The sequence below is a fragment of the Aquabacterium olei genome, from assembly GCF_003100395.1.
In the GTDB taxonomy this organism is placed as follows: domain Bacteria; phylum Pseudomonadota; class Gammaproteobacteria; order Burkholderiales; family Burkholderiaceae_C; genus Aquabacterium; species Aquabacterium olei.
In genome coordinates this window covers 175,890-201,335 of the sequence record NZ_CP029211.1, presented here as the reverse complement: position 1 = coordinate 201,335, position 25,446 = coordinate 175,890, and the positions used below count along the sequence as shown (strand labels likewise).

19 protein-coding genes are annotated in these 25,446 nt (G+C 68.6%); 11 read left to right on the top strand and 8 right to left on the bottom strand.

Annotation, left to right across the window (positions count from 1 at the left end; translation table 11 throughout):
• Nucleotides 1–21: 21 nt before the first annotated feature.
• The 3 genes from DEH84_RS18235 to DEH84_RS18225 all read right to left on the bottom strand — a co-directional run bounded on the left by DEH84_RS18235 (nt 22) and on the right by DEH84_RS18225 (nt 3,592).
• The gene (locus tag DEH84_RS18235; protein ID WP_109038633.1) at nt 22–1,476 is read right to left on the bottom strand and encodes a NarK family nitrate/nitrite MFS transporter; all 1,455 of its coding nucleotides are present in this window, start codon (nt 1,474–1,476) and stop codon (nt 22–24) included.
• Nucleotides 1,477–1,500: 24 nt separating this feature from the next.
• Nucleotides 1,501–2,769, bottom strand: coding sequence for an MFS transporter (locus DEH84_RS18230; protein ID WP_109038787.1), 1,269 nt, complete (start codon nt 2,767–2,769; stop codon nt 1,501–1,503).
• A 100-nt stretch (nt 2,770–2,869) separates the two neighbouring features.
• Nucleotides 2,870–3,592, bottom strand: a complete 723-nt coding sequence (locus DEH84_RS18225) for a response regulator (protein WP_109038632.1) — start codon at nt 3,590–3,592, stop codon at nt 2,870–2,872.
• Between the two features lie 187 nt (nt 3,593–3,779).
• Between DEH84_RS18225 and moaA the strand changes: the two genes are divergently transcribed.
• Genes moaA through DEH84_RS18210 form a run of 3 tightly spaced genes read left to right on the top strand, consistent with a single transcriptional unit; the run spans nt 3,780 to nt 7,047 of the window.
• Entirely contained in the window at nt 3,780–4,763 is a 984-nt protein-coding gene (gene moaA / locus DEH84_RS18220; protein ID WP_109038631.1) for a GTP 3',8-cyclase MoaA, read from the top strand.
• A 12-nt stretch (nt 4,764–4,775) separates the two neighbouring features.
• Nucleotides 4,776–6,767: a type IV pili methyl-accepting chemotaxis transducer N-terminal domain-containing protein gene (locus tag DEH84_RS18215; protein ID WP_109038630.1), complete on the top strand. Its 1,992-nt coding sequence runs from the start codon at nt 4,776–4,778 to the stop codon at nt 6,765–6,767.
• A 25-nt stretch (nt 6,768–6,792) separates the two neighbouring features.
• A complete protein-coding gene (locus DEH84_RS18210; RefSeq protein WP_109038629.1) occupies nt 6,793–7,047 on the top strand; it encodes a MoaD/ThiS family protein in 255 nt (84 codons plus the stop codon).
• A gap of 10 nt (nt 7,048–7,057) precedes the next feature.
• Here the strand turns inward: DEH84_RS18210 and DEH84_RS18205 are convergent, their stop codons facing one another.
• Nucleotides 7,058–9,910: a bifunctional diguanylate cyclase/phosphodiesterase gene (locus DEH84_RS18205; protein WP_159099063.1), complete on the bottom strand. Its 2,853-nt coding sequence runs from the start codon at nt 9,908–9,910 to the stop codon at nt 7,058–7,060.
• A gap of 204 nt (nt 9,911–10,114) precedes the next feature.
• Here DEH84_RS18205 and DEH84_RS18200 point away from each other — a divergent pair, with 204 nt between their 5' ends.
• The 3 genes from DEH84_RS18200 (at nt 10,115) to DEH84_RS18190 (ending at nt 16,247) form a co-directional block, all read left to right on the top strand.
• Nucleotides 10,115–13,528 carry an MHYT domain-containing protein gene (locus DEH84_RS18200; RefSeq protein ID WP_109038627.1) on the top strand — a complete coding sequence of 1,138 codons (3,414 nt, stop codon included), beginning with the start codon at nt 10,115–10,117 and terminating at the stop codon, nt 13,526–13,528.
• A complete protein-coding gene (locus DEH84_RS18195; protein ID WP_109038626.1) occupies nt 13,525–14,523 on the top strand; it encodes a response regulator in 999 nt (332 codons plus the stop codon). Before DEH84_RS18200 ends, DEH84_RS18195 begins: the two co-directional genes overlap by 4 nt.
• Before the next feature lie 212 nt (nt 14,524–14,735).
• Nucleotides 14,736–16,247, top strand: coding sequence for a protein adenylyltransferase SelO (locus tag DEH84_RS18190; RefSeq protein WP_109038625.1), 1,512 nt, complete (start codon nt 14,736–14,738; stop codon nt 16,245–16,247).
• Nucleotides 16,248–16,274: 27 nt separating this feature from the next.
• Here DEH84_RS18190 and glpK read toward each other — a convergent pair whose 3' ends face one another.
• Nucleotides 16,275–17,765: a glycerol kinase GlpK gene (gene glpK / locus DEH84_RS18185; RefSeq protein WP_109038624.1), complete on the bottom strand. Its 1,491-nt coding sequence runs from the start codon at nt 17,763–17,765 to the stop codon at nt 16,275–16,277.
• Nucleotides 17,766–17,851: 86 nt separating this feature from the next.
• Between glpK and glpD the strand changes: the two genes are divergently transcribed.
• Genes glpD through DEH84_RS18165 form a run of 4 tightly spaced genes read left to right on the top strand, consistent with a single transcriptional unit; the run spans nt 17,852 to nt 21,506 of the window.
• A complete protein-coding gene (gene glpD / locus DEH84_RS18180; protein WP_109038623.1) occupies nt 17,852–19,435 on the top strand; it encodes a glycerol-3-phosphate dehydrogenase in 1,584 nt (527 codons plus the stop codon).
• The gene (locus tag DEH84_RS18175) at nt 19,423–20,466 is read left to right on the top strand and encodes an NAD(P)H-dependent flavin oxidoreductase (RefSeq protein WP_109038622.1); all 1,044 of its coding nucleotides are present in this window, start codon (nt 19,423–19,425) and stop codon (nt 20,464–20,466) included. Before glpD ends, DEH84_RS18175 begins: the two co-directional genes overlap by 13 nt.
• Nucleotides 20,467–20,481: 15 nt before the next feature.
• Entirely contained in the window at nt 20,482–21,036 is a 555-nt protein-coding gene (locus DEH84_RS18170) for a DUF924 family protein (RefSeq protein WP_245932828.1), read from the top strand.
• A 23-nt stretch (nt 21,037–21,059) separates the two neighbouring features.
• Entirely contained in the window at nt 21,060–21,506 is a 447-nt protein-coding gene (locus tag DEH84_RS18165; protein ID WP_109038621.1) for an SRPBCC family protein, read from the top strand.
• Nucleotides 21,507–21,578: 72 nt separating this feature from the next.
• Here DEH84_RS18165 and DEH84_RS18160 read toward each other — a convergent pair whose 3' ends face one another.
• Nucleotides 21,579–22,589: an inorganic phosphate transporter gene (locus tag DEH84_RS18160; protein WP_109038620.1), complete on the bottom strand. Its 1,011-nt coding sequence runs from the start codon at nt 22,587–22,589 to the stop codon at nt 21,579–21,581.
• A 16-nt stretch (nt 22,590–22,605) separates the two neighbouring features.
• Nucleotides 22,606–23,253, bottom strand: a complete 648-nt coding sequence (locus DEH84_RS18155; RefSeq protein ID WP_109038619.1) for a DUF47 domain-containing protein — start codon at nt 23,251–23,253, stop codon at nt 22,606–22,608.
• A 103-nt stretch (nt 23,254–23,356) separates the two neighbouring features.
• Here DEH84_RS18155 and DEH84_RS18150 point away from each other — a divergent pair, with 103 nt between their 5' ends.
• Nucleotides 23,357–24,499, top strand: a complete 1,143-nt coding sequence (locus DEH84_RS18150; RefSeq protein WP_109038618.1) for a methyltransferase — start codon at nt 23,357–23,359, stop codon at nt 24,497–24,499.
• A gap of 6 nt (nt 24,500–24,505) precedes the next feature.
• Here DEH84_RS18150 and DEH84_RS18145 read toward each other — a convergent pair whose 3' ends face one another.
• Nucleotides 24,506–25,366 (bottom strand): substrate-binding periplasmic protein, encoded by an 861-nt coding sequence (locus DEH84_RS18145; protein ID WP_109038617.1) that lies wholly within the window; start codon nt 25,364–25,366, stop codon nt 24,506–24,508.
• Nucleotides 25,367–25,446 lie beyond the last annotated feature (80 nt).

The following is a 25,446-nucleotide window of genomic DNA, read 5'->3' as shown; positions in this document are numbered from 1 at the left end:
TCTTTTGGAGAAGAAGGGGGATCAGCAGGGCAGTTCGGCGTCGCGGCGGGCGTAGTACCACCAGGTCAGACCGATGCACAGCACGTAGAAGGCGATGAAGGCAACCAGGGCGAGCTCGGGGCCGCCGGTGGCGGCGATGGCCGAGCCGTAGCTCTTGGGGATGAAGAAGCCGCCGTAGGCTGCGAACGCCGCGGTGAAGCCCAGCACGGCAGCGGCTTCGGTGTTGGCTTCCTTCAGGGCAGCAGCCTGGGCCACCTCGTCGTTGCGGGGCACGCGGCGGGTCTTCAGGTTCAGGAAGATCACCGGGATCATCCGGAAGGTCGAACCGTTGCCGATGCCCGTGGTCAGGAACAGCACCAGGAACATCAGGAAGAAGCCGATGAAGCTGCCGTCATGCGGGCCGAAGGGCAAGGCCCAGGCGCTGCCGGTGGTCTTGGGCAGGAAGCACAGCACGCCCACCACGGCCGCCGCCATCACGATGAAGTTCCAGAAGGTGACGCGGGCACCGCCGAGCTTGTCGGCCAGCCAGCCCCCCACCGGGCGGATCAGCGCGCCGACGAGCGGGCCGATCCAGGCGTAGGCCAGCGGGTTCACGTCCTTGAACTGCGACTTGATCAGCAGCGGAAAGCCCGCGGCGTAGCCGATGAAGGAGCCGAAGGTGCCGAGGTACAGCACGCACATCAGCCAGTTGTGCTTGTTGCGGAAGATGGCCGCCTGCGTGGCGAACGAGGCCTTGGCATCGGCGATGTCGTTCATGAAGAACCACGATGCGAGCGCCGCGATGACGATCCAGGGCACCCAGACGAAGGCGGCGTTCTGCGCCCACACCTCGACCTGCTGGCCGGCCTTGTTGACAATGTGCTGCGAGTCACCGCCGAACACCCCGAACACGCCCACCGAGATGATGATGGGGCTCAGGAACTGCACCACCGACACGCCCAGGTTGCCCAGGCCAGCGTTGACGCCGAGGGCCGAGCCCTTGCGCTCCTTCGGGAAGAAGAAGCTGATGTTGGCCATCGACGACGAGAAGTTGCCGCCGCCCAGGCCGCACAGCAGCGCCAGGATCAGCATGGTCGGGTAGGGCGTGGTCGGGTCCTGCACGGCCACGCCGATGCCGATGGCGGGGATCAGCAGCGAGGCGGTCGAGATGGCCGTCCAGCGGCGACCACCGAACACCGGCACCATGAAGGAGTAGAAGATGCGCAGCGTGGCGCCCGACAGCGCCGGGGCCGCGGCCAGCCAGAACAGCTGGTTGGTGGAGTACTGGAAGCCCATCTGCGGCAGGTTCACTGCCACGACGCTCCACAGCTGCCAGACCGCGAAGGCCAGGAACAGTGCGGGCACCGAGATCCAGAGGTTGAGCTTGGCGATTGCCTGGCCCTGTGAGGCCCAGAAGGCCTTGTCTTCGGGCGTCCAGACGGTCAGCGTGGAGCCCGGGCGGGGCTTGGCGCCCGCCGTGCTTGCATGGATGGCCATGGTGTGGTCCTTGTTCAGGAGAAATCAGGAGCGGCTGCCGGCAACGGCGCCTTGCGGTTCGCCACCCAGCACGTCGCGGGTGCGCACTTCGGTCAGGTACATCCAGATCAGCGAGACCCACACCACCCCGTAGAGCAGCATGAAGGCGCTGGAGCGGACACCGGTGAGGTCGAGCAGGTAGCCGAAGAGGATGGGCAGGATGAAGCCGCCCATGCCGCCGGCCAGCCCGACGATGCCGCTGATGGCGCCGATGTTCTGGGGGTAGTCGTTGCTGATGTACTTGAAGACGCTGGCCTTGCCGAAGGCCCAGGCAATGCCCAGGATGAACATCAGCGCGGTGAAGGTGTAGACGTTCAGGCCGATGTGGAAGGTCTGCGGGCCGTTGAGGGTCTGAATGGTGAAGTCGGTCTGCGGGTAGCTCAGCAGGAACAGGCAGATCCAGCTCACCCACATCACCCACCAGGTCACCTTGTGCGCGCCGTGCTTGTCGGACAGCCAGCCGCCGATGGCGCGCAGCACACCGCCGGGCAGCGAGAAGCACGCGGCCAGCAGGGCGGCGACGCGCAGGTCCAGGCCGAACTCGCCGACGTAGTACTGCACCATCCACAGCGACAGGCCCACATAGCCGCCGAACACGATGCTGTAGTACTGGCAGTACTTGAGCACGCGCGGGTCCTTCAGGGCCTTGAGTTGCGCAGCAAAGCCTCCCTTGGAGGGCGGCACCAGGTGGGCCGGGTCATGCGCGCTGCCGAACCAGAAGAGGAGCGCGGTGCCCAGCATGACGGCCGCGTACACCTGCGGCACCATCGTCCAGCCCAGGGCCACCACGATGACGGGCGCGACGAACTTGTTGACGGCCGCACCCGAGTTGCCGGCGCCGAACACGCCCATCGCAAAGCCTTGCTGGTTCTTGGGGAACCAACGGGCCACGTACGGCGTGCCGACCGAGAACGAGCCCCCGGCCAGACCGACGAACAGGCCCAGCACCAGGAAGTGCCAGTATTCGGTGGCATAGGCCATCAGCCAGATGGGCACGACACAGGCCAGCATCGTGATGAACAGCACGATGCGGCCACCGAAGCGGTCGGTCCAGATGCCCAGCGGCACGCGCACGAGCGAGCCAGTGAGAACGGGCGTGGCGGTCAGCAGACCGAACTGCGTGGCCGACAGACCCAGCTGCTTCTTCAGCGGGATCCCGATGACCCCGAACATCATCCACACCATGAAGCACACCGTGAAGGCGAGTGTGCTCACGACAAGAACCGAGATGGCCCTCCTGTTACTGCTCGACATGGTCGACTCCTTTTCCATGTCGGCAGTGTCGGAATATCAGGCGAACATCGGTATCCTTCTGTGGATCAGGTGGGGTCGTTCGATCGGAGTAGTCCGGCGGTCAGGTTTGATCTGGATCAGATGAAGCCAGCACCGCGGCCTGGACCCGTGAGGTCAGGTTCAGCTTGCGCAGGATGTGCTGCACGTGAATCTTCACCGTGGTCTCGGCAATGTCGAGCTTGCGGCCGATCTCCTTGTTGCTCGCACCGCGGGCGATCTCGCGCAGGATGTCGCGCTCGCGCGGTGAGAGCTTGGCCAGCGGATGGGGTGTGGCTTCGGTGGCCCGATCGGCCGCCGTGGGCGTGGCAGCGGGGGGCGGCGCCTCGGCCGCCACGCCCGGCGATTGCGGCGATTGCTGCACCGCCTGGCGGTAGGCGGCGACGAGCTTGCCCGTCATTTCCGGCGAGACGGCCGATTCGCCCCGGTGCACGCGGCGGATGGCGTCGACCAGGTCGTCGCCCTCCACGGTCTTGAGCAGGTAGCCGCTGGCCCCGCGTGAGAGGGCCGTGGCGAGGTCATCGGCGTCTTCGCTGACGGTGAGCATCAGCACCCGCGGCGCCGGCTGGTGGGCCAGCAGCTGGGGGAGGGCGTCGATGCCGTGCACGCCGGGCAGGTGGTTGTCCAGCAGCACCACGTCGGGCTGGTGGGTCTGGATGTGGCGCAGCGCCTCGCCGGCGTCGCCGGCTTCGGCCACGATCTCCAGTTCGCTGAACTGACCGAGCAACGCGATCAGGCCGCGGCGAAAGAGGGTGTGGTCGTCGACCACCAGCAGTCGGATGGGCATGGCAGCTCCGGGGGAAGAGGGCAGCGACAAAGCGCCCGATTGTCCGGCATGTGGTTCGACCTGTGCAGGGTACGGGTGCGCCGGGCGGCCGATCCGGGGGGACTACTGCTACAGAAGGATGGTCAGCGCCTGCGTGCTTCCTTAGACTGGCCAGGCCACGATGCTCACTGCCTTGCCGTCCGCTGTCATGCCCACCCTCATCGACCCGTACCAACGCGTGATCGACTATCTCCGGGTGTCGATCACGGACCGCTGCGACCTGCGCTGCACCTACTGCCTGCCCAAGTCCTTCAAGGGCTTCGAGGAACCGGCCCACTGGATGACACTGGACGAGATGCAGCGCCTGGTCGGCCTGTTCGTCGATCTGGGTGTGCGCCGTGTGCGGCTGACCGGCGGCGAGCCGTTGCTGCGCCGGGGCGTGGACACCCTGGCAGCCAGCCTGAAGCGCCTGCCCGGTCTGCAGGACCTGTCCGTCTCGACCAATGCCACACGGCTGGACCGCATGGCGGTGCCCCTGCGGCAGGCCGGTGTCGACCGCCTCAACATCAGCCTCGACAGCCTGGATTCCGGCTGCATGGCGCGCATCACCGGGCGCGATTGCCTCAGCGAGGTGCTGCGCGGCATCGACGCGGCGGTGGCCGCCGGCTTTGCGCCCATCAAGCTCAACATGGTGGTGCAGCAGGGCGTCAACGACCACGAAGTGGAAGACATGGTGGCCTATGCGCGCCAGCACGGGCTGGTGCTGCGCCTGATCGAGCCCATGCCGGTGGGGGACACCGGCCGGGCCACCGTGGGCCGCGACCTGACGGCGCTGGGCGAGGCGCTGGCCCGCCGCATCGGGCTGATTCCGCAGCTGCCGGGTGGCGGGGGCGGGGGGCCAGCACGCTACTGGGTCGACCCGCACAGTGGCATGAACTTCGGGGTCATCACGCCCATGAGCCAGCACTTCTGCGCGGCCTGCAACCGCGTGCGCCTGGGGGTGGATGGCACGCTCTATCTGTGTCTCGGGCAGAATGACCAGGTGCCGCTGGGCCGCTTGCTTCGTGACGGCGCGGGTGACGACGAGCTGCGCCAGGCCATCCTCGATGGCATTGCGCACAAGCCGGAGCGGCACGAGTTCACTGACCGGCCGGAGAAGATCGTGCGCTTCATGGCCCAGACCGGTGGTTGACCACCGCGCAACATGGCCCTTGTGTCTCCTTCTGCAGAACCGCCTCCCGACGTCCACGATCGCCTGGATCGCCCCGGGTCCTCACTGTCACGCTCGTCCGACCTGACGCTCGCGCGCAAGCTGGCGGCCATCGGGGGCGTGTTCCTGGCCGTGGCCTTGTTCACGGTGGGGTTGTCCATGTGGGTGACGTGGCAGCTGGAAGGCGGCGCTGCGGCCATCAACGAAGCCGGCCGCATGCGCATGCGCTCCTACCAGATCGCCCTGCAGGTGCGCGACCTGCAGGCCGGCCGGGATGCCGAGGCGCTGCAGGGTGTGATGCGCCGCGTGGCCGAGCTGGATGGCAGCCTGGCCCTGCTGACCAGCGGGGATTCACGCCGCCCGCTCAGCGTGCCGGGCAACCACGAGGTGCAGGGCCATCTGGCCCGCGTACAGCACAGCTGGGGCGTCTTGCGGGCTCAGGTGTTGCAGTCCCTGTCCGGTCAGGCGCCGCATGATCCTGTCCTGCGGGTCGAGGCCTTTGTGGACGAGGTCGACGCGCTGGTGTCGTCCATCGAGCAGCGCCTCGAGACGCGCACGGTGGCCTTGCACACCTTCCAGCTGGTGATGATGGTGCTGGCCGTGCTGAGCGCACTCGCCATCCTGTATGCCAGCCACGTCGTCATCCTCGAGCCCATTGCCAACCTGCGCCATGCCGCGCAGCGGGTCGAGCAGGGTGATTTTGCCGCGCGTGTGCCGCCCGGTGCGGCCGACGAACTGGGTGAGCTGGCCGAGGGCTTCAACCGCATGACCGAGCGGCTCGGGGCCCTGTACGGCGGTCTGGAAGCCAAGGTGGCCGAGAAGACCGGCAAGCTGCGCAAGGAGCAGGCGCGGCTCAAGGCGCTGTACGACGTGTCGACCTTTGTGGCGTCGGCCGACACGCTGCAGGCGTTGGGCGAGGGCTTTGCGCGCAAGATGCGCCTGATCGCCCACGCCGATGCGGTGGCCATCCGCTGGTCGGACGAGGCCAACGACCGCTACATGCTGCTCGCCAGCGACAGCCTGCCCCGCATCCTGGCCGAAGAGGAGCAGTGCGTGCTGACGGGCGCCTGTTTCTGCGGAGACCGGCCGCAGCCCGGCTCGGCGGCCCGCTTGCGCGTGATCCCCATCATGGAAGAGGCGCGCAAGGCGGATGCGGGTTCCGCCAAGGTCCAGCGCCGCTGCGCCGAAGAGGGCTACACCACGCTGGTGACCATCCCGCTCAACCTGCAACACCGGCTGCTGGGCGAGATCGAGCTCTTCTACCGCAGCGACACCGCCTTCAGCGTGGAAGACCGCAGCCTGTTCGAAGCCCTGGGCAGCCACCTGGCGGGCGCGATGGAAAGTCTGCGCATGGCCGCGCTGGACCGCGAGTCGGCGGTGGCCAGCGAGCGCAAGCTGCTGGCGCAGGAGCTGCACGACTCCATTGCCCAGTCGCTGGCCTTCCTGAAGATCCAGATGGCGCTGCTGCGCTCGGCCATGAACAAGCAGGACCGTGCGGCGGTCGAGTCGACCATGTCGGAACTGGACGCGGGCATCAAGGAAAGCTACAGCGATGTGCGCGAGCTGCTGCTGCACTTCCGGGTGCGCACCGACAGCGGCCAGCTCGACCTGGCCCTGCGCGAGACGCTGTCCAAGTTCGAGATCCAGGCGGGCCTGCGCACGCACTTCCAGTATCAGGACGATGGCGTGCCACTGCCAGCCGATGTGCAGATCCAGGTGCTGCACATCGTGCAGGAAGCGCTGTCCAATGTGCGCAAGCATGCCGGGGCCAGCGAGGTCTGGCTCGATGTGGTGGCGCGGCCGCGCTGGCGCATCACCGTGCGCGACAACGGCCGCGGCTTCGACGTCGACAATGGCGCGCCGGACGGCACCCACGTGGGCATCAGCATCATGCGCGAGCGGGCCGAGCGCATCGGGGCCCGGCTGGACGTGCGCTCCGACGGGGCCGGCACGCACGTGACGCTCACGCTGGATCAACCCTACTGACCCTCACCCGCTTTCGATACCGAACATGATCACGATCCGCTACTTTGCCTCGCTGCGCGAAAAGCTGGGCGACGGCGACGCCCTGGCCCTGCACGAACTGGGCACGCCCACCGTGGGCGGGGTGCGCGAGGCGCTGATGGCCCGCAGCCCGCTGCATGCCGAGGCCCTGGCCGCGCGGGCCGGCATCCGCGTCTCGTGTGACCACGAGCTGTGTGATGACGCTCACGCGGTGACGGAGCGTGCCGAGGTGGCGTTCTTTCCGCCCGTGACGGGCGGCTGAGCCACGGGGCTCACAGGTCGGCCAGTGGCAGGGGCCGCCCGAAGTGGTAGCCCTGGAAGGCGTGACACCCCAGCGCCTTGAGCGCCTCGAACTGTTCGGCCGTTTCCACGCCTTCGGCGACGGCGCTCAGGCCGAGGCTGTTGGCCAGCGAAATGATCGTGCGCGCAATGACGCCATCGTTGCCCTCGCCGGCCACGTCGGCGATGAAGCTGCGGTCGATCTTGAGCTCGTCGAGCGGCAGCCGGCGCAGGTAGCTCAGCGACGAGTAGCCGGTGCCGAAGTCGTCGAGTGCAAAGCGCACGCCAGCCTCCCGCAGGCGCGACATCTTGGCGATGGTCTCGTCCACCTCCGTCAGCAGCATGCTCTCGGTCAGTTCCAGCCGCAGCCGGTGTGCCGGCGCACCGGTTTCGGCCAGCGCGCGCAGCACGGCATCCACGAACCCGGGGTCCCGCAGCTGACGGACACTGACATTGATGGCGGCCGTCCACGCGGACCGTGCCGGGTCGCGCCCGCATGCCGCCAGCCATGCACACGTGCGGCGCAGCACCCAGTTGCCGATGTCCAGGATCAGCCCGTGCTGCTCGGCCAGCGCAATGAACTCGCCCGGCGAAACCAGCCCGCGCGTCGGGTGCGCCCAGCGCAGCAGGATCTCCTGGCTGCGCACAGCGCCGGTCTCGTCCACGATGGGCTGTGCGTGCAGCACCAGTTCGCGGCGAGGCAAGGCCTGGCGCAGGTCCTGCAGCAGGCTGGCCTGCGCCAGGATGGCGGATTCCAGTCCGGGGTCGAACACGCTGAGGCGGTTGCGACCCTGTGCCTTCGCCCGGTAGAGCGCCATGTCGGCCCGCTTGAGCAGCTTGTCTTCTCGCTCGTCTTCGCCCTGGAACAGCACGGCGCCCAGGCTGGATGTGACGTCGAGGGCGGCCCCGTCCAGATCATAGGGCTCGCTCAGCGAGAGGCGGATCTTTTCGCTGATGGCCTGCACGGCAGCCAGCGCGGTCTGCATGCCGCGCCCCAGATCGGACAGGATCACCACGAACTCGTCGCCGCCCATGCGGGCCACGGTGTCCGCCTGGCGCACACTGAATTGCAGCCGCTCGCCCACCATTCGGAGCAGGGTGTCGCCCTGGTCGTGCCCGAGGGTGTCGTTGATCTGCTTGAAGTTGTCGAGGTCCAGCAGCATCAGCGCGCCGTACTGGTCGGAACGGGTCGACGAAGTGAGCGCCTCGCGCAGCCGTTCGCCCATCAGGCGCCGGTTCGGCAGGTCGGTCACCACGTCGTACAGGGCCATGTGCTGGGCTTCCTGCTCGGCACGCTTGCGCTCGGTGATGTCGGCGCGGATGGAGATGTACTGGACGGGGATGCCCTCTTCGCCCACGAAGGGCACGATGGTGGTGTAAACCCAGTACAGCGAGCCGTCCTTGGCGCGGTTGCAGATCTCGCCCGTCCACACCATGCCGGAGCTGATGGTCTTCCAGAGGGTGTCGAAGAAGGACTGCGGGTGGTGGCCCGAGTTGATGAGCCGGTGCGTGCTGCCCAGCAGCTCGCTGCGGCGGTACTTCGAGATGATGCAGAACTTGTCGTTCACACGGGTGATGACGCCGCGTGCGTCGGTGACGGCGACGATGGCATGCGCATCGAGCGCTGACTTCAACTCCGTCACCTCCCGCATCGATTCGGCCAGCTGACGCCGGGCACGCTCCCGCTCGGTGTGGTCGGTGAAGATGGCCAGCACGCCTTCGATCTCACCGTGGGCATTGCGCTCGGGCACCATGATGGCGTTCGCGTGGCGGGTGTCGCCATGCTCGCTCTGGTACTCGAACTCGAACTCGGTGCGCTTGCCTTCCAGGGTCTCGTGCAGGTGGGCCCCCACCGGATGCTGCCAGGAGGCTGGCAGGTAGTTGCGCCAGTGCGTGCCGGCCAGATCACCGGGTGTCGTATGCAGGTGTGAGGCCAGCACCGGGTTCACATAGCGGTAACGCAATTGGCGATCGAGCTGCGCGAGGCCCACCGGCACATTGCGCAACAGCGTGTTGAGCTGGTCCTGCTGGCGTTTCACCGTGGCTTCGGAGAGCTCGAGCTGCGCGTAGGGGGCTTCCACGCTGGCGGTGAAGGTGCCTCGATAGATGAAGGCATAGCCCACCAGGCGATAGAGATGGGCCAGCAGCGGCACCTCGCTTGCGTCGACCGTCAGCCGCGCCAGTTCACCCAGGGCCGCCACGGCGCAGGCGGCTGCAAACCACAGGTAACGGGTCTCGCGTGTGCGCTGGTAGTGGCTCCAGTTCCATGCCGCCGTCATGCCATTGAGCACGCCCAGCGCCCAACCCAGGGCCACCACGACGGCTTCGGCATGCGAGGGATGAGGCCCGGCGCGACCGATCACCAGCCCGGTGCCGATGAAGGCGAGCAGGGTGACCAGGCCTGCGGTGAACCAGGTCATGCGGCCGGCGCCTGTCTGCACGCGCAGGGTGGCCGCGCCGATGGTCAGCACCTGTGCCGCGCCGGTGCTGAGCCAGAAGAAGCCGCTGACCATCACGTCGGATGCGGACCAGGGAGCCAGGCCGGCCTGGCTGATCGCGTGGACCAGGTGCACGCCGGCCACGACGGTGAAGCCGCTGAGCACCAGTCGGCCCGTGGTGGTGCGCTCGCGGCCGACGGCGTGCCAGGCCGTGGCCACGGTCAACGACGCCACGACCACACACAGCAGGTCAAGCAGCAGATGGACCGCCGCTGGCTCGATCCCGGCGGGTGTCGGCCAGGGCAGCGGCGTGCCGGTCGTCAACACAATGAGAAGGGAGCCTGCGGCGAGGCCCAGCACGATGGCGGCACGGGCAAAACGACCGCCGCGGTGTTCGAAATCAAGCATCAGCAACCACATCCCGCGCCGAAGCGCAGTGCCACACACGGGCGTTAGTTACAGAATGATACATATATGGGTGCGGCGCGTGGAGGGGCAGCGCCGCACCCCCACGGAGGTGACCGGAAGGCCGGCCCGGGAAAGCGCGTGTTTTTCACACTCTGACCTCGTCCGCCGGTGACAAAGTGCCCTGCAGCTTTCCGAAAATGCACGATGGATTTTGCGCACACGTTCTTCGTCCGGGACGTCGATCCCGTACTGCTTCTGCCGGGGTCGCACGACCTCTGGCTGGTCGGCTTGTCCGTCCTGGTCGCCATTTTTTCCTCGACCATGGCGCTGCAGGCGGCCGCGCAGGCGCGCGCGACCGACAGCCGCTCCGCGCGGCTGTTGCTCGCCGCGGGCAGCGTCAGCCTGGGCGGCGGCATCTGGGCCATGCACTTCGTGGGCATGCTGGCGTTCCAGTTGTGCGTTCCTGTGCGCTATGCGGCCGGCCCGACCCTGCTGTCCATCCTGCCGGCCGTGGCCGCGTCGTGGGTGGCGCTGGGGCTGCTGAGGCGGGAGAGGATCACGCGCGCCCAGTTGTGCTCGGGCGGCCTGCTGGTCGGTGGCGGCATCGGCACCATGCACTACCTGGGCATGGCGGCCATGGAGATGTCGGCGGTGCTGCGGTATGACCCCTGGATGTTCATCGGGTCGCTCGTGGTGGCGGTGGGCCTGGCGGTGCTGGCGCTCTGGGTGCGGTTTGGTGTGGCGGACCGCCTGCGGGGTGGGCAGATGGTCCGCAGCCTGGTGGCCGGCACGGTGATGGGCCTGGCCATTGCGGGCATGCACTACACCGGCATGGCCGCTGCCCGTTTCACGGGTGAGCGGGCTTCGGGCGATGTCGCCATGATGGGCGACCCGCTGCCGATGGCGCTGGGCGTCGCCCTGGTCACCGTCATCGGCACTGGCCTGGTGGCCGCGGCGGCCGGCCTCATGCGCTACCGCGACCTGCTGAAGGCCCTGCAGGAAAGCACGGCCGAATTGCGTGCCGTGTTCGCCACCGGGCTGGACGGCATGGTGGTGGTCGACCCGTCGGGCGCAGTGCTGGCCTTCAACGTGGCCGCCGAGCGCATCTTCGGGATCCCGCGCGAGGAGGTCATCGGGAAGCCGGCCGCCGAGTTGATGCCGGAACCCTTGCGCTCCGAGGCCCTGGGCGATTTCAGTGGCTTTGCCCGTCGCTTCAGCGACGGGCGGGAATACCACGCGCGCCTGACGGCCCGCGGCGGGCGGCCCGTGCCGGTGCGCATGGTGGTGCGTCGCGCGGAAGAGGGCGGCCGCCTGCTGTATGTGGCGTCGTTCTCCGATGTCAGCCAGCAGATGGCGATGGAACGCACGCTGCGCGGGCGTGAGCAGCAGCTGGGGTCCTTGATCAGCAACCTGCCAGGCGTCACGTTCCGGCTGAAGCCGGTGAACGGATGGCCGGTCGAGTTCGTCAGCGAAGCCGCACTGAGCCTGACCGGTCATCCGGCCAGCGATTTTGTGGGTGAGGCGCCGCGTGTGCGCCTCAACGACCTGATCAGCCCCGCCGACGCGACCCGCATCGTCACGGAGGTCCGCGCGGCGATCGAGCAGAATCGCCCCTTCCGGGTCGAGTTCCAGCTTCACCACCGGGATGGCTCGAGCCGGTGGGTGTGGAGCCACGGGCGAGCGGTGAAGGACGATGAGGACGGGCGCGTGACCTGGATCGATGGCGTCATCCTCGACGTGTCGGACCGCCGGCAGATGGAAGAAGCGCTGCGCGAGGCCAAGCTCAAGGCCGAAGGTGCCGCGCAGGCGCGCACGGCCTTCCTGGCCAACATGAGCCACGAGATCCGCACACCGATGAACGCCATCCTCGGCTTCACCGACGTGGTGCTGGGCGGGCCGCTCCCGTCGGACGCGCGTCAGCATCTGCAAACGGTGCGCAACTCCGCGCGCTCGCTGCTCGTGCTGCTCAACGACATCCTCGACACCTCGAAGCTGGACCGCGGCGCGGTGTCGCTCGAATCGCTGCCCTACGACCTGCCCGCGTTGCTGCACCAGGTGGTGGAGGAGCAGCGCCTGCAGGCCCGCAAGAAGGGGCTGGCCCTGTCGCTCGATTTCGATCCCACGATCCCGTCGGTCCTCATGGGGGATGCCCACCGCCTCAAGCAGGTGCTGGTGAACCTGCTGGGCAACGCGGTGAAGTTCACCGAGCAGGGCCGCGTCATCCTGAGGGCGCGCCAGGATGGCGGCTGGCTGACGCTCAGCGTGCGGGATACGGGCATCGGCATTGCGTCCGATCGCCTCGAGCAGATCTTCGACCCGTTCACGCAGGCCGACGCCTCCATGAGCCGCCGCTATGGCGGCACCGGGCTGGGCACCACCATCAGCCGTCAGCTGGTGGAGCTGATGGGGGGCGAGATCACGGCCGAGAGCACGCCGGGCGAGGGCTCGACCTTCACCGTCCGGATTCCCCTCCAGGCTGCGCCCGCGGGGGCCACGCCCGCCATCGCGGTGCATGTGGTGCACACACTGCCGCCCCTGCACGTGCTGGTGGTGGATGACGTGCCCGAGAACCGGAACCTGTTGATCCTGCTGCTGGGCCGCGAAGGGCACTCGGTGGTGGAGGCCGACAACGGCCTCACGGCCCTGGCGTGCTGTGAACGCGACCGCTTCGACGTCGTGTTGATGGACCTGCAGATGCCCGAGCTGGACGGCTTCGATGCCACGCTGCGCCTGCGGGCGCGCGAACGGGCCGAGGGCCTGCCGCGCACCCCGGTGATCGCCCTGAGCGCCAGTGTGTTCCAGGAAGACCGCCGCAAGGCGGCCGAAGCGGGCATGGACGGCTTTGCCTTCAAACCGGTGGAGTTCGACACGCTGATGCTGGAGATGGCCCGCGTGACCGGGCATGCCGCCATGCTGCCCGGTGCGTTGCCCGACGCCGGCGAGACCCCGGAGCCGGAAGGTGGGGCGGCGCTGCTGCCGCTCATCGATCCTGCACAGGGGCTGCGACGCTGGGGCGACGCGGCCGCGCTCGCCGATGCCTTGCGCCAGTTCGGCGAAGCCAAGCGCATCTGGCTGGACGAGCAGGATCCTCAGCGCCTTCCCGACCGGGACGCTGCCAGGAACGCGGGCCATCGCCTGCGCGGGGTGGCCGCCAACCTGGGGCTGCCTGCCCTCCAGGCTGCTGGCGCCCAGCTTGAAAAGGCGGCGGGCGAGGCGGACGATCCGCAAGAACCCGCCGGACTGCACGCCGCCTGGACCGCGTTGCTTTCCGTCTTGCGTGAGACGCTGCTGGCCGTGCATTACAGCGCCCGTGAAGCCCGGGACGCCACGCAGTCGGATGCCATGGCCCCTCTGCCGCCAGCGCTGCGCCACCCCGAAGCGGACGAACTGGCTCATTTGATGAGCCAGGTGACGGTGTTGCAGCAGGCCCTGGCGCGTGGCGAACAGCCGGATGCGCTGCTGGAGCGCTTCATCGCCGACGCCCGGGGGGTTCTGCCCTCCGATGACCTGACCGCCTTGCGCCAGGCCATCCACGACTTCGATTTCGACATGGGCGCGACGCAGTTGCAAGGTCTGCGGGCGCGCCTGGAACTGCACAGCGAGCCCTCTCAAGCATGACGACCGAGCCCGATTCCCGCCCTGTCATTCTCGTCGTGGACGACGAGCCCACCAACCTGCAGGTGCTGCGCCAGATCCTGCAGGCCGACCATCGGCTGTTGTTCGCGAAAGATGGCCAGCGGGCGCTCGAGCTGGCCCGCCAGGAGCACCCGCAGCTCGTCCTGCTCGACGTGATGATGCCGGGCATGACGGGCCACGAGGTGTGCCGGCAGCTCAAGGCCGAGCCCGCCACGGCCGGCATTCCGGTCATCTTCGTGACCGCGCTGGCCGATGTCGAAGACGAGGCCCAGGGGTTCGAAGCGGGCGCGGTGGACTACATCACCAAGCCCGTCAGCCCGCCCATCGTGCGGGCGCGTGTCCGCACCCACCTGTCGCTTGTGCGGGCCGACGAGCTGCGCGAGACCCGGCTGCAGATCATCCAGCGGTTGGGGCGGGCGGCCGAGTACAAGGACAACGAGACCGGCTTGCACGTGGTGCGCATGAGCCAGTACGCCCGCATCCTGGCGCTGGGCATGGGGTGGAGCGAGCAACAGGCCGATGACCTGCTGCATGCGGCGCCCATGCACGACATCGGGAAGATCGGCATCCCCGATCACATCCTGCTCAAGCCCGGACCGCTGACGCCGGAGGAGTGGGCCACGATGAAGCAGCATCCCACCATCGGGGGCGAGATCATCGGCGACCATCCTTCTGCCGTGCTGCGCATGGCGCGCCGCATTGCGGAGTGCCACCACGAGCGCTGGGATGGCACGGGCTATCCGGCCGGGCTCCAGGGGGAAGCCATTCCGATCGAGGCCCGGATCGTCGCCGTGGCGGATGTGTTCGATGCGTTGACGACCGCGCGGCCCTACAAGAAGGCGTGGCCGGTGGAAGAGGCCGTGGAACGCCTGAAACTGGATGCGGGGACGCATTTTGACCCCGCGCTGCTACCGGTCTTCCTCGACCACCTGCCCGACATCCTGGCCGTCCGCGCCCGGCACATGGACGCGGAGTGACGTTTCGGCGAGGCGCGGTTATCCACTTTTTCTGTGGATAACTGTGTTGGCAAGCCGGGGGGAAGTGGGTCTGCCCCTGCGGGCGACTTGGGGTGCCTCACGATGAGGCACCCGGCGGCCGAGGCGTGGAAAGGGTCAAGCGCGGCGCCCGGCCCGCCGCGGCGCTGGGTTGCGCATACTCTGTTGCCTTCCCCTCGCTGCCGGCCTTGCCCATGTCTGCTTCCACTGCCTTTCGCTTCGACAACACCTACGCGCGTGACCTGGAAGGGCTGTACGCGCTGTGGCAGCCCGAGGCCGTGCCCTCGCCCTCGCTGCTCTATCTGAACGCGCCGATGGCCATGGAGCTGGGGCTGGATCCCCAGGTGCTGGAGAGCCCGGAGGGCGTGGCCATCCTGGCCGGCAACGCGGTGCCGGGCGGCGCCCAGCCGCTGGCGCAGGCTTATGCGGGCCACCAGTTCGGCCATTTCTCACGCCAGTTGGGTGATGGCCGCGCGTTGCTGCTCGGTGAGCTGATCGACCAGGCAGGGCGCCGCCGTGACGTGGCCTTCAAGGGCTCGGGACGCACCCCCTTCTCCCGGGGCGGCGATGGCAAGGCCGCCGTGGGCCCGATGCTGCGGGAGGCCCTGCTCGGTGAAGCGATGCGGGCCCTGGGGATCCCGACCACGCAGGCGCTGGCCGTCGTGGCCACCGGCGAGCCCGTGCGGCGCGAGCGGCCCCTGCCCGGCGCGGTGCTGACCCGCATCGCAGCCAGCCACCTGCGGGTGGGCACCTTCGAGTTCGTGTCGTCGCGCGGTGATGGCCAGACCCTGCAACGCCTGGCCGACTACGCGATCGCCCGGCACGACCCCGATCTGATCGACGGCCCCGATCGCTACCTGACCCTGCTGCAGCGGGTGGCGGCGCGTCAGGCCGAGCTGATCGCGCGATGGATGAATGTCGGTTTCATCCACGGCGTGATGAACACCGACAACATGACGATCTCGGGTGAGACGATCGACTATGGTCCGTGCGCCTTCATGGAGGCCTACGACCCCGAGGCAGTGTTCAGCTCCATCGACGAAGGCGGGCGCTATGCCTACGGCAACCAGCCGGCCATTGCGCGCTGGAATCTGGCCCGCCTGGCCGAGTCGCTGCTGCCGCTCATCGTGGCGGATCCGTCCGAGGCGGCGGTGCAGGCCGGTGTGGCGCAGGCCACCGAGGTGATCGACAGCTTCCCAGCGTTGTACGAGGCCGCGCTGTGGCGAGGCCAGCGCGCCAAGCTGGGGCTCACGACCCAGGGCGCGGACACGGACGCCGCCGATGCGGCGCTGCTGCAGGACTGGTATCACCTGCTGCAGCAGCACACCGTGGACTTCACCCTGGCGTGGCGTCGGCTGGCCGATGCGGCCGAAGGCCAGACCGAGCCCTTGCGGCGGCTGTTTGCCGAGCCGCAGGCGGTGGACGCCTGGCTGGCCCGCTGGCAACAGCGGTGCGCGCAGGAAGGGGGCGTGGCGGGCACCGTGCGGGCCGCGGCGATGCGGCAAGTGAACCCGTGGGTCATCGCGCGCAACCACCGCGTCGAAGAAGCCCTGACCGCCGCCACCGAACAGGGCGACCTTGACCCGTTCGATCGCCTGATGGACGCGTTGCAGCGGCCCTTTGACGAGACGCCCGAGAACACCGCCTACGGCGAGCCGGCGCCAGCTGCCGTGACGGCTTGTTATCGGACGTTCTGCGGGACCTGAGCGCCCTGCCGCGCGCCACCGCGTTGGTCAGGGCGCCAGTGTTTGCCGCACCGCATGTTCCCACCGCGCCATGCGTGCCTGCGCAGCGTCCCGCGACAGCGTGGGCAGGAAGCGCCGCTCGACCTGCCACTGCGCTTCGAGCTCACCGAGCGTGCGATAGACCCCGGTGCTCATCCCCGCCAGGTAGGCCGCGCCGAGAGCCGTGGTCTCGATCACCCGGGGCCGCACGACGGGGATGCCCAGCAGATCGGCCTGGATCTGCATCAGCAGGTCGTTGGCGCACGCGCCGCCATCCACCCGCAGTTCGCTGACCGCCGTGCCGCCGTGCGCGATCGCATCGCGGCTCATGGCCTCCAGCAGCGCCGCGCTCTGGAACGCAATGCTCTCCAGCGCCGCGCGGGCAATGTGGGCCACCGTGCTGCCCCGGGTCAGGCCCAGGATGGCGCCGCGTGCCTCGCCGTGCCAGTAGGGCGCGCCCAGGCCCGTGAACGCCGGCACGAAGACCACGCCCCCTGCATCCGGCACGCTTTCGGCCAGTTGCTGCACCTCGCTGGAAGCCCGGATGGCTTGCAGGCCGTCGCGCAGCCATTGCACCACCGCGCCGCCGATGAAGACGCTGCCCTCCAGCGCATAGGCCCGGTGGGCGTCGGTCTGGGCCGCCGCCGTGGTCACCAGCCCGTTGCGGCTGGATTGCGCCGTGCCGCCGGTGTGCATCAGCATGAAGCAGCCCGTGCCGTAGGTGTTCTTCGCCAGCCCCGGCCGGAAACAGGCCTGGCCGAACAACGAGCTTTGCTGGTCGCCGGCCACCCCGCCGATGGGCAGCCGCGGGCCCAGCAGCGTGGTGTCACCGAAGTGCGAGGCCGAGGGCTGCACGGCGGGCAACAGCGATTTCGGGATGTCGAACAGCGCGAGCAGCTCGTCGTCCCACTGCCCGGTGTGGATGTTGAACAGCATCGTTCGCGAGGCGTTGGTGACGTCGGTCGCGTGCACCCGCCCTTCGGTGAGCTGCCAGATCAGCCAGCTGTCGACGGTGCCGAAGGCCAGCTCGCCACGCTCGGCTGCGGCGCGTGCACCGTCCACGTGGTCGAGGATCCACTGCAGCTTGGTCGCAGAGAAGTACGCGTCAATGCGCAGGCCGGTGCGTGCCTGCACCAGGGCTTCGGCGCCCTGGTCGCGCAGGCGTTGGCACTGGGCTTCGGTGCGGCGGTCCTGCCACACGATGGCGTCGCCCAGGGGCTGACCGGTGCCGCGGTGCCACACCATCGTGGTCTCGCGCTGGTTGGTGATGCCGATGGCGCGTACCCGGTCCGCCGTCACACCGGCTTTTGCCAGCACCTCGCGCGCCGTGTCGATCTGGCCCTGCCAGATCTCGCGCGGGTCGTGGGCCACCCAGCCCGGCTGCGGGTAGATCTGGCGCAGTTCACGCTGGGCCATCGCCACGATCTGCCCATCGGCCGTGAACAGGATGCTGCGCGAGCTGGAGGTGCCCTGATCGAGGGCGAGGAGGTGGTCGGTCATGGTGTCAGTCTAGGGTTGGATGCCGTTTGCAACGGTGGGTGATCCCGGCATTGAAAAAGTCACGTGGCTCCCGTACTGTCCGAGGCATGGTCCATGAAACGCGGGTGCCGCCATCCCAAGAGGTCGACGTCCTGATTGTCGGAGGGGGCATCAACGGTGCCGGCATTGCCCGTGATCTGGCCGGACGCGGCTGGTCGGTGTGTCTGGTCGAGCAGGACGACCTCGCCTCGCACACCTCGTCGGCATCCACCAAGCTCATCCACGGCGGGCTGCGCTATCTCGAGCACCGCGCCTTCGGGCTGGTGCGCAAGGCCCTGTCCGAGCGCGAGGTGTTGCTGCGCTCGGCGCCGCACATCATGTGGCCGCTGCAGTTCGTGCTGCCGCACGACCCGGGCATGCGCCCGGCCTGGCTGATCCGGCTGGGCCTGTTCCTGTATGACCACCTCGCGCGGCGCGATGTGCTGCCCGCCTCTCGTTCGGTCGACCTGCGCCGGTCGCCGCTGGGTGCACCGCTGCAGCCGCGTCTGCAGCAAGGCTTTGTGTACGCCGACGGCTGGGTGGACGATGCCCGACTGGTCGTGCTCAATGCGCTGGACGCACAGGCCCACGGCGCGGTGATTCGCACGCGCACCCGCTGCACCCAGGCCCGGCGCGAAGCGCGGCACTGGGTGGTCACAGTGGAAGAGTCCGACGGTCGCGCGGCCACCGTGCGGGCCCGCGCCCTGGTCAACGCGGCAGGCCCCTGGGCCGAGCGCCTGTTGCGTCAGGTGACCCAGCCTGCCGGCGTCGAACCGCTGATCACGCGCCACCTGAGGCTGGTCAAGGGCAGCCACATCGTGGTGCCGCGCTGCTTCGAGCACGACCATGCCTACCTGTTCCAGAACCCCGATGGGCGCATCCTGTTCGCGATCCCGTACGAAGGCGCCTTCACCCTGATCGGCACCACGGACCAGGAGATCCACGGTGACCCGCGCGATGCCCGGGCCGATGACGCCGAGGTGGCCTACCTGTGCGAGCAGGCCAGCCGCTATCTGGCCCGGCCGGTCACCCCCGCCGATGTGGTGTGGCGCTACAGCGGGGTGCGGCCGCTGCTGGATGATGCCCACGGCAACCCGGCTGCGGTGACGCGCGACTACCGCCTGGAGACCGATGACCTGGCCGCGCCGCTGCTGACGGTGTGGGGCGGCAAGATCACCACCTTCCGGCAACTGGCCGAAGACGCGGGCAACGCCCTCGGCCACATGCTGCACGAGAACCGGCCCGCCTGGACCCGGGGTGCCTGCCTGCCCGGTGGCGATCTGTCGGGCTGGATCGACGTGAGCGGCCACCCCGCGAGGGACTTCGCCCGCTTCCTCCAGGCTGTCCAGGACCGGCACCCCTGGCTGCCGCCCGCGCTGGCCCAACGCCTGGCGCGTGCCTATGGCTCACGCATTGAGCGGGTGCTGTGCGGTGCGCGCAACGTGGATGCCCTCGGTGAGCCGTGCGCCCCGGGGCTGTACGAGGCCGAGCTCAGCTACCTGCGCGACGAGGAGTGGGCGCGCACGGCGGACGACGTGCTCTGGCGTCGCAGCAAGCTCGGCTTGCACCTCACGGAAGCCCAGCGCGCCGACGTGGCTTCGTGGTTCACCCGTGCGACGCTTCTCGGGCACACTCAGGCATGGACACCCTGAACCGCCTTCTCGGCATCGAACTGCCCATCATCCAGGCGCCCATGGCCGGCGTACAGGGCCATGCCCTCGCGACGGCCGTCTCCAACGCCGGTGGGCTCGGTTCGCTGCCCTGCGCCATGCTGAGCGTGGACACGCTGCGCGCCGAACTGCAGGCCATCCGGGCGGCCACCGACCGGCCCTACAACGTCAACTTCTTCTGCCACACGCCACCGCAGCCCGATGCCGCGCGTGAGGCCACCTGGCGCGCTGCCCTGGCCTCTTACTACGCCGAACTGCAGCTGGATCCCGGCGACGTTCCGGCCGGAACCGGGCGCGCGCCATTCAGCGCAGAACTGGCCGAGGTGCTGGAGGCCTTCCACCCACCGGTCGTGAGCTTCCATTTCGGGCTGCCTTCGCCGGATCTGCTGGCGCGCGTCAAGCGGTGGGGGGCCAGGGTGCTTTCGTCGGCCACCACGGTTGAAGAAGCGCAATGGCTGGAAGCGAACGGGGCCGATGCCGTGATTGCGCAGGGGCTCGAAGCCGGCGGGCACCGCGGCATGTTCCTCTCGGACGACCTCACCGGGCAGATGGGCACCTTCGCCTTGCTGCCGCAAGTGGTGGCGGCGGTGCGCGTGCCGGTGATTGCGGCAGGGGGCATTGCCGATGCCCAAGGCGTGCGGGCGGCGCTGGCGCTCGGGGCGGCCGGTGTGCAGGTCGGCACGGCCTACCTGTGCTGCCCGGAAGCCACCACGAGCGCCTTGCACCGTGCCGCCCTCCAGAGCGACAGCGCACGGCACACGGCGGTGACCAACCTGTTCACGGGCCGGCCGGCCCGCGGCATTGTCAACCGCGTCATGCGGGAGCTGGGCCCCATGAGCGCCGCGCCCCCGGCGTTTCCCCTCGCGACGGCCGCCGTGGCGCCCCTGCGTGCGCAGGCCGAGCGCCTGGGCTCGACCGACTTCACGCCGCTCTGGTCGGGGCAGAACGCCAGCGGATGCCAGGACATGCCGGCCGCTCAGCTGACCCGGGCGCTGGCCGGCGGCGCAGGCTGAAAGCGACGCGCTCCCATGAAAGCCGACATGACCGCCTACGAAGACGTCCTCCGATTCTGGTTCGACGAGACCGAGCCCGCCCAGTGGTGGCGTGCCGATGACGACTTCGATGCGCAGATCCGCGATCGCTTCCTCCTGACGCTGGAGCAGGCCGCGCAGGGGGAGCTGCATGCCTGGCGCGACACGCCTCGCGGCCGTCTGGCCGAGATCATCGTGCTCGACCAGTTTTCCCGCAATGTGTTCCGCAACACGCCCCGGGCCTTTGCACAGGATGCGATGGCGTTGGCGCTCGCGCAGGAGGCCGTGCGTGCGCAGGCTCACCTCGCGCTCACGCCGGTGCAATGTGCGTTTCTGTTGCTGCCCTTCATGCACAGCGAATCGCCGGCCATCCATGTCTGGGCCGAGCAGCTCTACCGCGACCATGCACCGGCCACCAACCTCGACTTCGAGTTGCGGCACAAGGCCATCGTCGACCGCTTCGGCCGCTACCCTCATCGCAACGCCATCCTCGGCCGCGAGACCACGCCCGAAGAGGCCGAGTTCCTGACCCAGCCCGGATCACGCTTCTGAAACCCAGGAAAGGACCCCTCGCCATGACCACCGGAACCGTCACCCTGCACCGCGTGCTGAAGGCCCCGACCGACCGGGTCTACCGTGCCTTGCTCGACCCCGCCGCGCTGTGCAAGTGGATGCCGCCCCATGGCTTCACGGCGACGGTGCATGAACTCGACGCCCAGGTCGGGGGCCGCTACCGGATGTCGTTCACCAACTTTTCGAACGGGCAGTCCCACAGCTTTGGCGGCACCTACCTGGAGCTGGTGCCCGGCGAACGGGTGCGCAACACCGACCGCTTCGACGACAGCAACCTGCCCGGCGAGATGATCACCACCATGGACCTGAAGGCCGTGGCGTGTGGCACCGAATTGCGCATCGTGCAGGAGGGGATCCCGGCGGCCATTCCGACGGAGATGTGCTATCTCGGCTGGCAGGATTCGCTCGCCCTGCTGGCCTTGCTGGTGGAGCCCGAGATCCCGGGCTGACATCGCGCAGGGCTGCGCGGGCAAAAGGAAAGGCCCCTTGCGGGGCCTTCGAAGTGAAGCGCGGGAGGGGCCTCAGAACAGCGTGAGGCTGACCCAGTAGGCAATGGCTGCCACCGTGGCCGAGGCCGGGATCGTGAAGATCCAGGCCCACACGATGTTGCCCGCCACACCCCAGCGCACCGCGCTGGCGCGCTGCACCGAGCCCACACCCACGATGGCGCCGGTGATGGTGTGCGTCGTCGACACCGGCACGCCGATGGCCGTGGCCAGGAACAGCGTGATGGCACCGCCGGTCTCGGCACAGAAGCCACCCACCGGCTTCAGCTTGGTGATCTTCTGCCCCATCGTCTTGACGATGCGCCAGCCACCGAACATCGTGCCGATGCCGATCGCGGCGTAGCAGCAGATGATGACCCAGGTCGGCGGGGCCTTGTCGCCGGCCGCGGCATAGCCCGTCGAGATGAGCAGCATCCAGATGATGCCGATGGTCTTTTGCGCGTCGTTGCCGCCGTGGCCCAGGCTGTACGCGCCGGCCGACAGCAGCTGCAGGCGGCGGAACCAGCGGTCCACCTTCGAGGGCGCCGTGCGCCGGCAGATCCACGCCACGAGCACCATCATCAGCGAGCCCAGCGTGAAGCCCAGCAGCGGCGACACGAAGATGAAGGTCACCGTGCGGACGATGCCGGTGGCGATCAGCGCGCCGGCACCTGCCTTGGCCACCACCGCACCCACGATGCCCCCGATCAGCGCGTGCGACGAGCTGCTGGGGATGCCGTAGTACCAGGTGATGACGTTCCAGGTGATGGCACCGGTCAGAGCGCCGAACACCACATGCACGTCCACCACCCCGGCGTCGGCAATGCCCTTGCCCACGGTGGCCGCCACGCTGAGGTGGAACACGAAGATCGCAACGAAGTTGAAGAACGCCGCGAACACGACGGCCTGCGTCGGGCGCAGCACGCCCGTCGACACGACGGTGGCGATCGAGTTCGCCGCGTCGTGGAAGCCGTTCATGAAGTCGAAGAGCAGCGCCAGAATGACGAGCGCCACGATGACCCAGAGGGCCACCTGCATGGTTGCCATGGTGAGCTCCGTCCGATCAGGAGTTCTCGAGGATCACGCCCTCGATCAGCTTGGCCACGTCTTCGCACTTGTCGGTGACGGTTTCCAGCAGCTCGTAAATGGCCTTCAGCTTGATGACTTCACGCACGTCGGGTTCGTCGCGGAACAGCTTGCTCATGGCCGAGCGCATGACGCGATCCGCATCCGATTCCAGCTGGTCGATCTCCTCACAGGTCTTGAGGGCCGCGGCCGCCGTCTTGGCATCGCCGATGTCGTCGAGCAGGGCCACGGCATCCTTCAGGCGCTCGCAGCTCTTCACGCACAGGTCCGTGAGGCGCACGATCTCGTCCGTCATCCGGCGCACGTCGTACAGCGCCATGGTTTCCGCGGCGTCCTGCATCAGGTCGGCCACGTCGTCCATCGTGTTGATCAGCGAGTGGATCTGCTCGCGGTCGATCGGGGTGATGAAGGTGGTGTGCAGGAGGCGGTTCACTTCCCGGGTGACCTGGTCTGCTGCGCTTTCCGCGGTGTCGACCTCGACGTTGTACTTCTCACGCAGCTGCGGGTCGTTGTAGTGGTGAACCAGCCGGGCAAACGCATGCGCGGCGGCCACGATGTGGTTGGCGTGCTGGTTGAACAGCTCAAAAAAATTGCCCTCACGGGGCAGCAGTTTTCCAAAGATCATGATGGGGCTTTCATGTCACGCCGGTGACACGGTCTTGACACAAGCCTGTCATTTTACCTCTTTGGGGGCGGCGCGCTTACACTTCGGCCCTCGAAAGGCGGCCATGCACCACGACACTTCCACTTTGAGCTGGTCCGACGGCGAGGCCACGCACACTGCCGCGTGGCGCTCGGTTGCCGGGCTGCCCCCGCCGCGCCGCGTTGTGGTGGCAGACGACACGCTCCCGGCCGATCGCGCTTACAAGCTGGCCTGCGAAGGCACGGGTCTGCTGTGGCAGGGCGACTTCCAGAACGCGCGGCACCTGCTGCAAGCACTGCAGCGTCGCATCGACAAACGCCGGCCCAGGTCGCCGGTACCGGTGGCCGATGCAGGCGCAGCCTTCCATGCGCACCGCCAGGCCCAGGGGCAGCGGGCGCGCGTCCTCGGCATGGTCCTGATCCCGTTTGATGTGGGGCACGTGTGCCCGCTGCGTCGCGCGCCCGATGTGCAGGCGGCTTGCGCGGCCGTGTTCGGCCCGGGTCATGAGCCCGGCGTGATGCCGCTGCGCGACCTGCTCGGGCTGATCGGCGCGCACGAGTGGCGCAAGAAGGGCGTGCCGCTGACGGCCGTGGGCGGGCGCATCCACGCGCACCACGGCGTGTTCTCGCCGGTGCGCGGCGAGTATGTCGACCTGGTGGCCCAGGCGCCGCTGCCGGCATCCGGGCCGGCGTTCGACATCGGAACGGGCACCGGCGTGCTGGCGGCTGTGCTGGCCCGTCGCGGTGTGCAGCCCATCGTGGCCACCGACCTGTCCGCGCAGGCGCTGGCGTGCGCACAAGACAACCTGAGCCGCCTGGGGCTGGCTCAGCAGGTGACCCTGCAGCAGGCCGATCTGTTTCCGCCCGGGCGCGCCACGCTGGTGGTGTGCAACCCGCCGTGGTTGCCGGCCAAGCCCACCTCGCCGCTGGAACACGCGGTGTACGACCCGGACAGCCGGATGCTGCGTGGCTTTCTGAGCGGCCTGCGGGATCACCTCACCGCAGACGGTGAAGGCTGGCTCATCCTGTCGGATCTGGCCGAGCACCTGAACCTGCGCAGCCGCGAATCGCTGTTGCAGTGGATCGCGGAAGCAGGGCTGGTCGTGGCCGGGCGGCTGGACGCCCGCCCGGTTCACCCGAAGGCCAGCGACCCCACCGACCCGCTGCACCGGGCGCGCGCCCGCGAGGTCACCTCGCTGTGGCGGCTGCGGGCGGCACCCGCAGCCTGAGCCCGATCAAGGGCGGCGCCACGTGAGTTGGGCGCTCTGGAAGATGCTGGCGAGTTCGCCCGAGTCCATCAGCGTGTTCATGGCGGTCTGCACCGCCACGGCCAGGGGTTCGGCTTCGCGCTTCACCGCGCAGCCGATCACCCAGCCGCCACCGGCGCGCGGCGACGGGAAGGGTTCGACCGCAAAGCGCTTGTCTGCGGCCAGCACATGCAGCAACTCGGAGTTCATGCCCGCAGCCACCTGAATCTCGCCACGCAGCAGCGCCTGCGCCGCCGCCACGCCGTCCTTGAACGTCGTCTTCAGGCGGGGCTGCAAGCTGCCGCCTTCGGCATTGGCCAACAGCCAGCCGGCCAGCGTCTGGCCTGCCACGCCAAGGTCCAGGCCCTTCAAGGCGTCCAGGCCCTTGAGCTCGGACACCTGCTCGCGGTTGCGAGCGACCATCACCCGCTCACGCCAGTACGGCGCAAAGATGTTGACCTGCGGGTTCGCGTTCATCAGCGGCGCCTCGACGGGCACGTGCAGCATCAGGTCGGCCGGGCCGTAGCCCAGGTAGTGCCCCTTCCAGACCATGAAGCGCAGGTCGTCTTCCATGTCTTCGCCGCCGGGGAAGGGCAGCAGCTTGGCCTTGACGCCCAGCTGCGCAGCGATCGCCTGGGCCAGCAGGGCGTCGATGCCGCCATGGCCCTTCTCGGTGCTGAAAGGGGGCAGGTCGTCGTAGACGGCGACGGTCAGCACGCCACGGGACTTGATCTGCTCGAGGTTGCCGGTTTCGGCGCGCGCGAGCCCGGGCAAGCCCAGCGCGCCTGCGCCAGCCAGGCCCGCGAGGGCCATCTGACGCAGCATGTCGCGGCGATTGGGTTGGTGCATGTCTGTCTCCTTCTAGCTGTCTTTCAGGCACTGAAAACACGATGGGCCTGGCGGAGGGAGGCCAGGCCCGTGAGGGACAA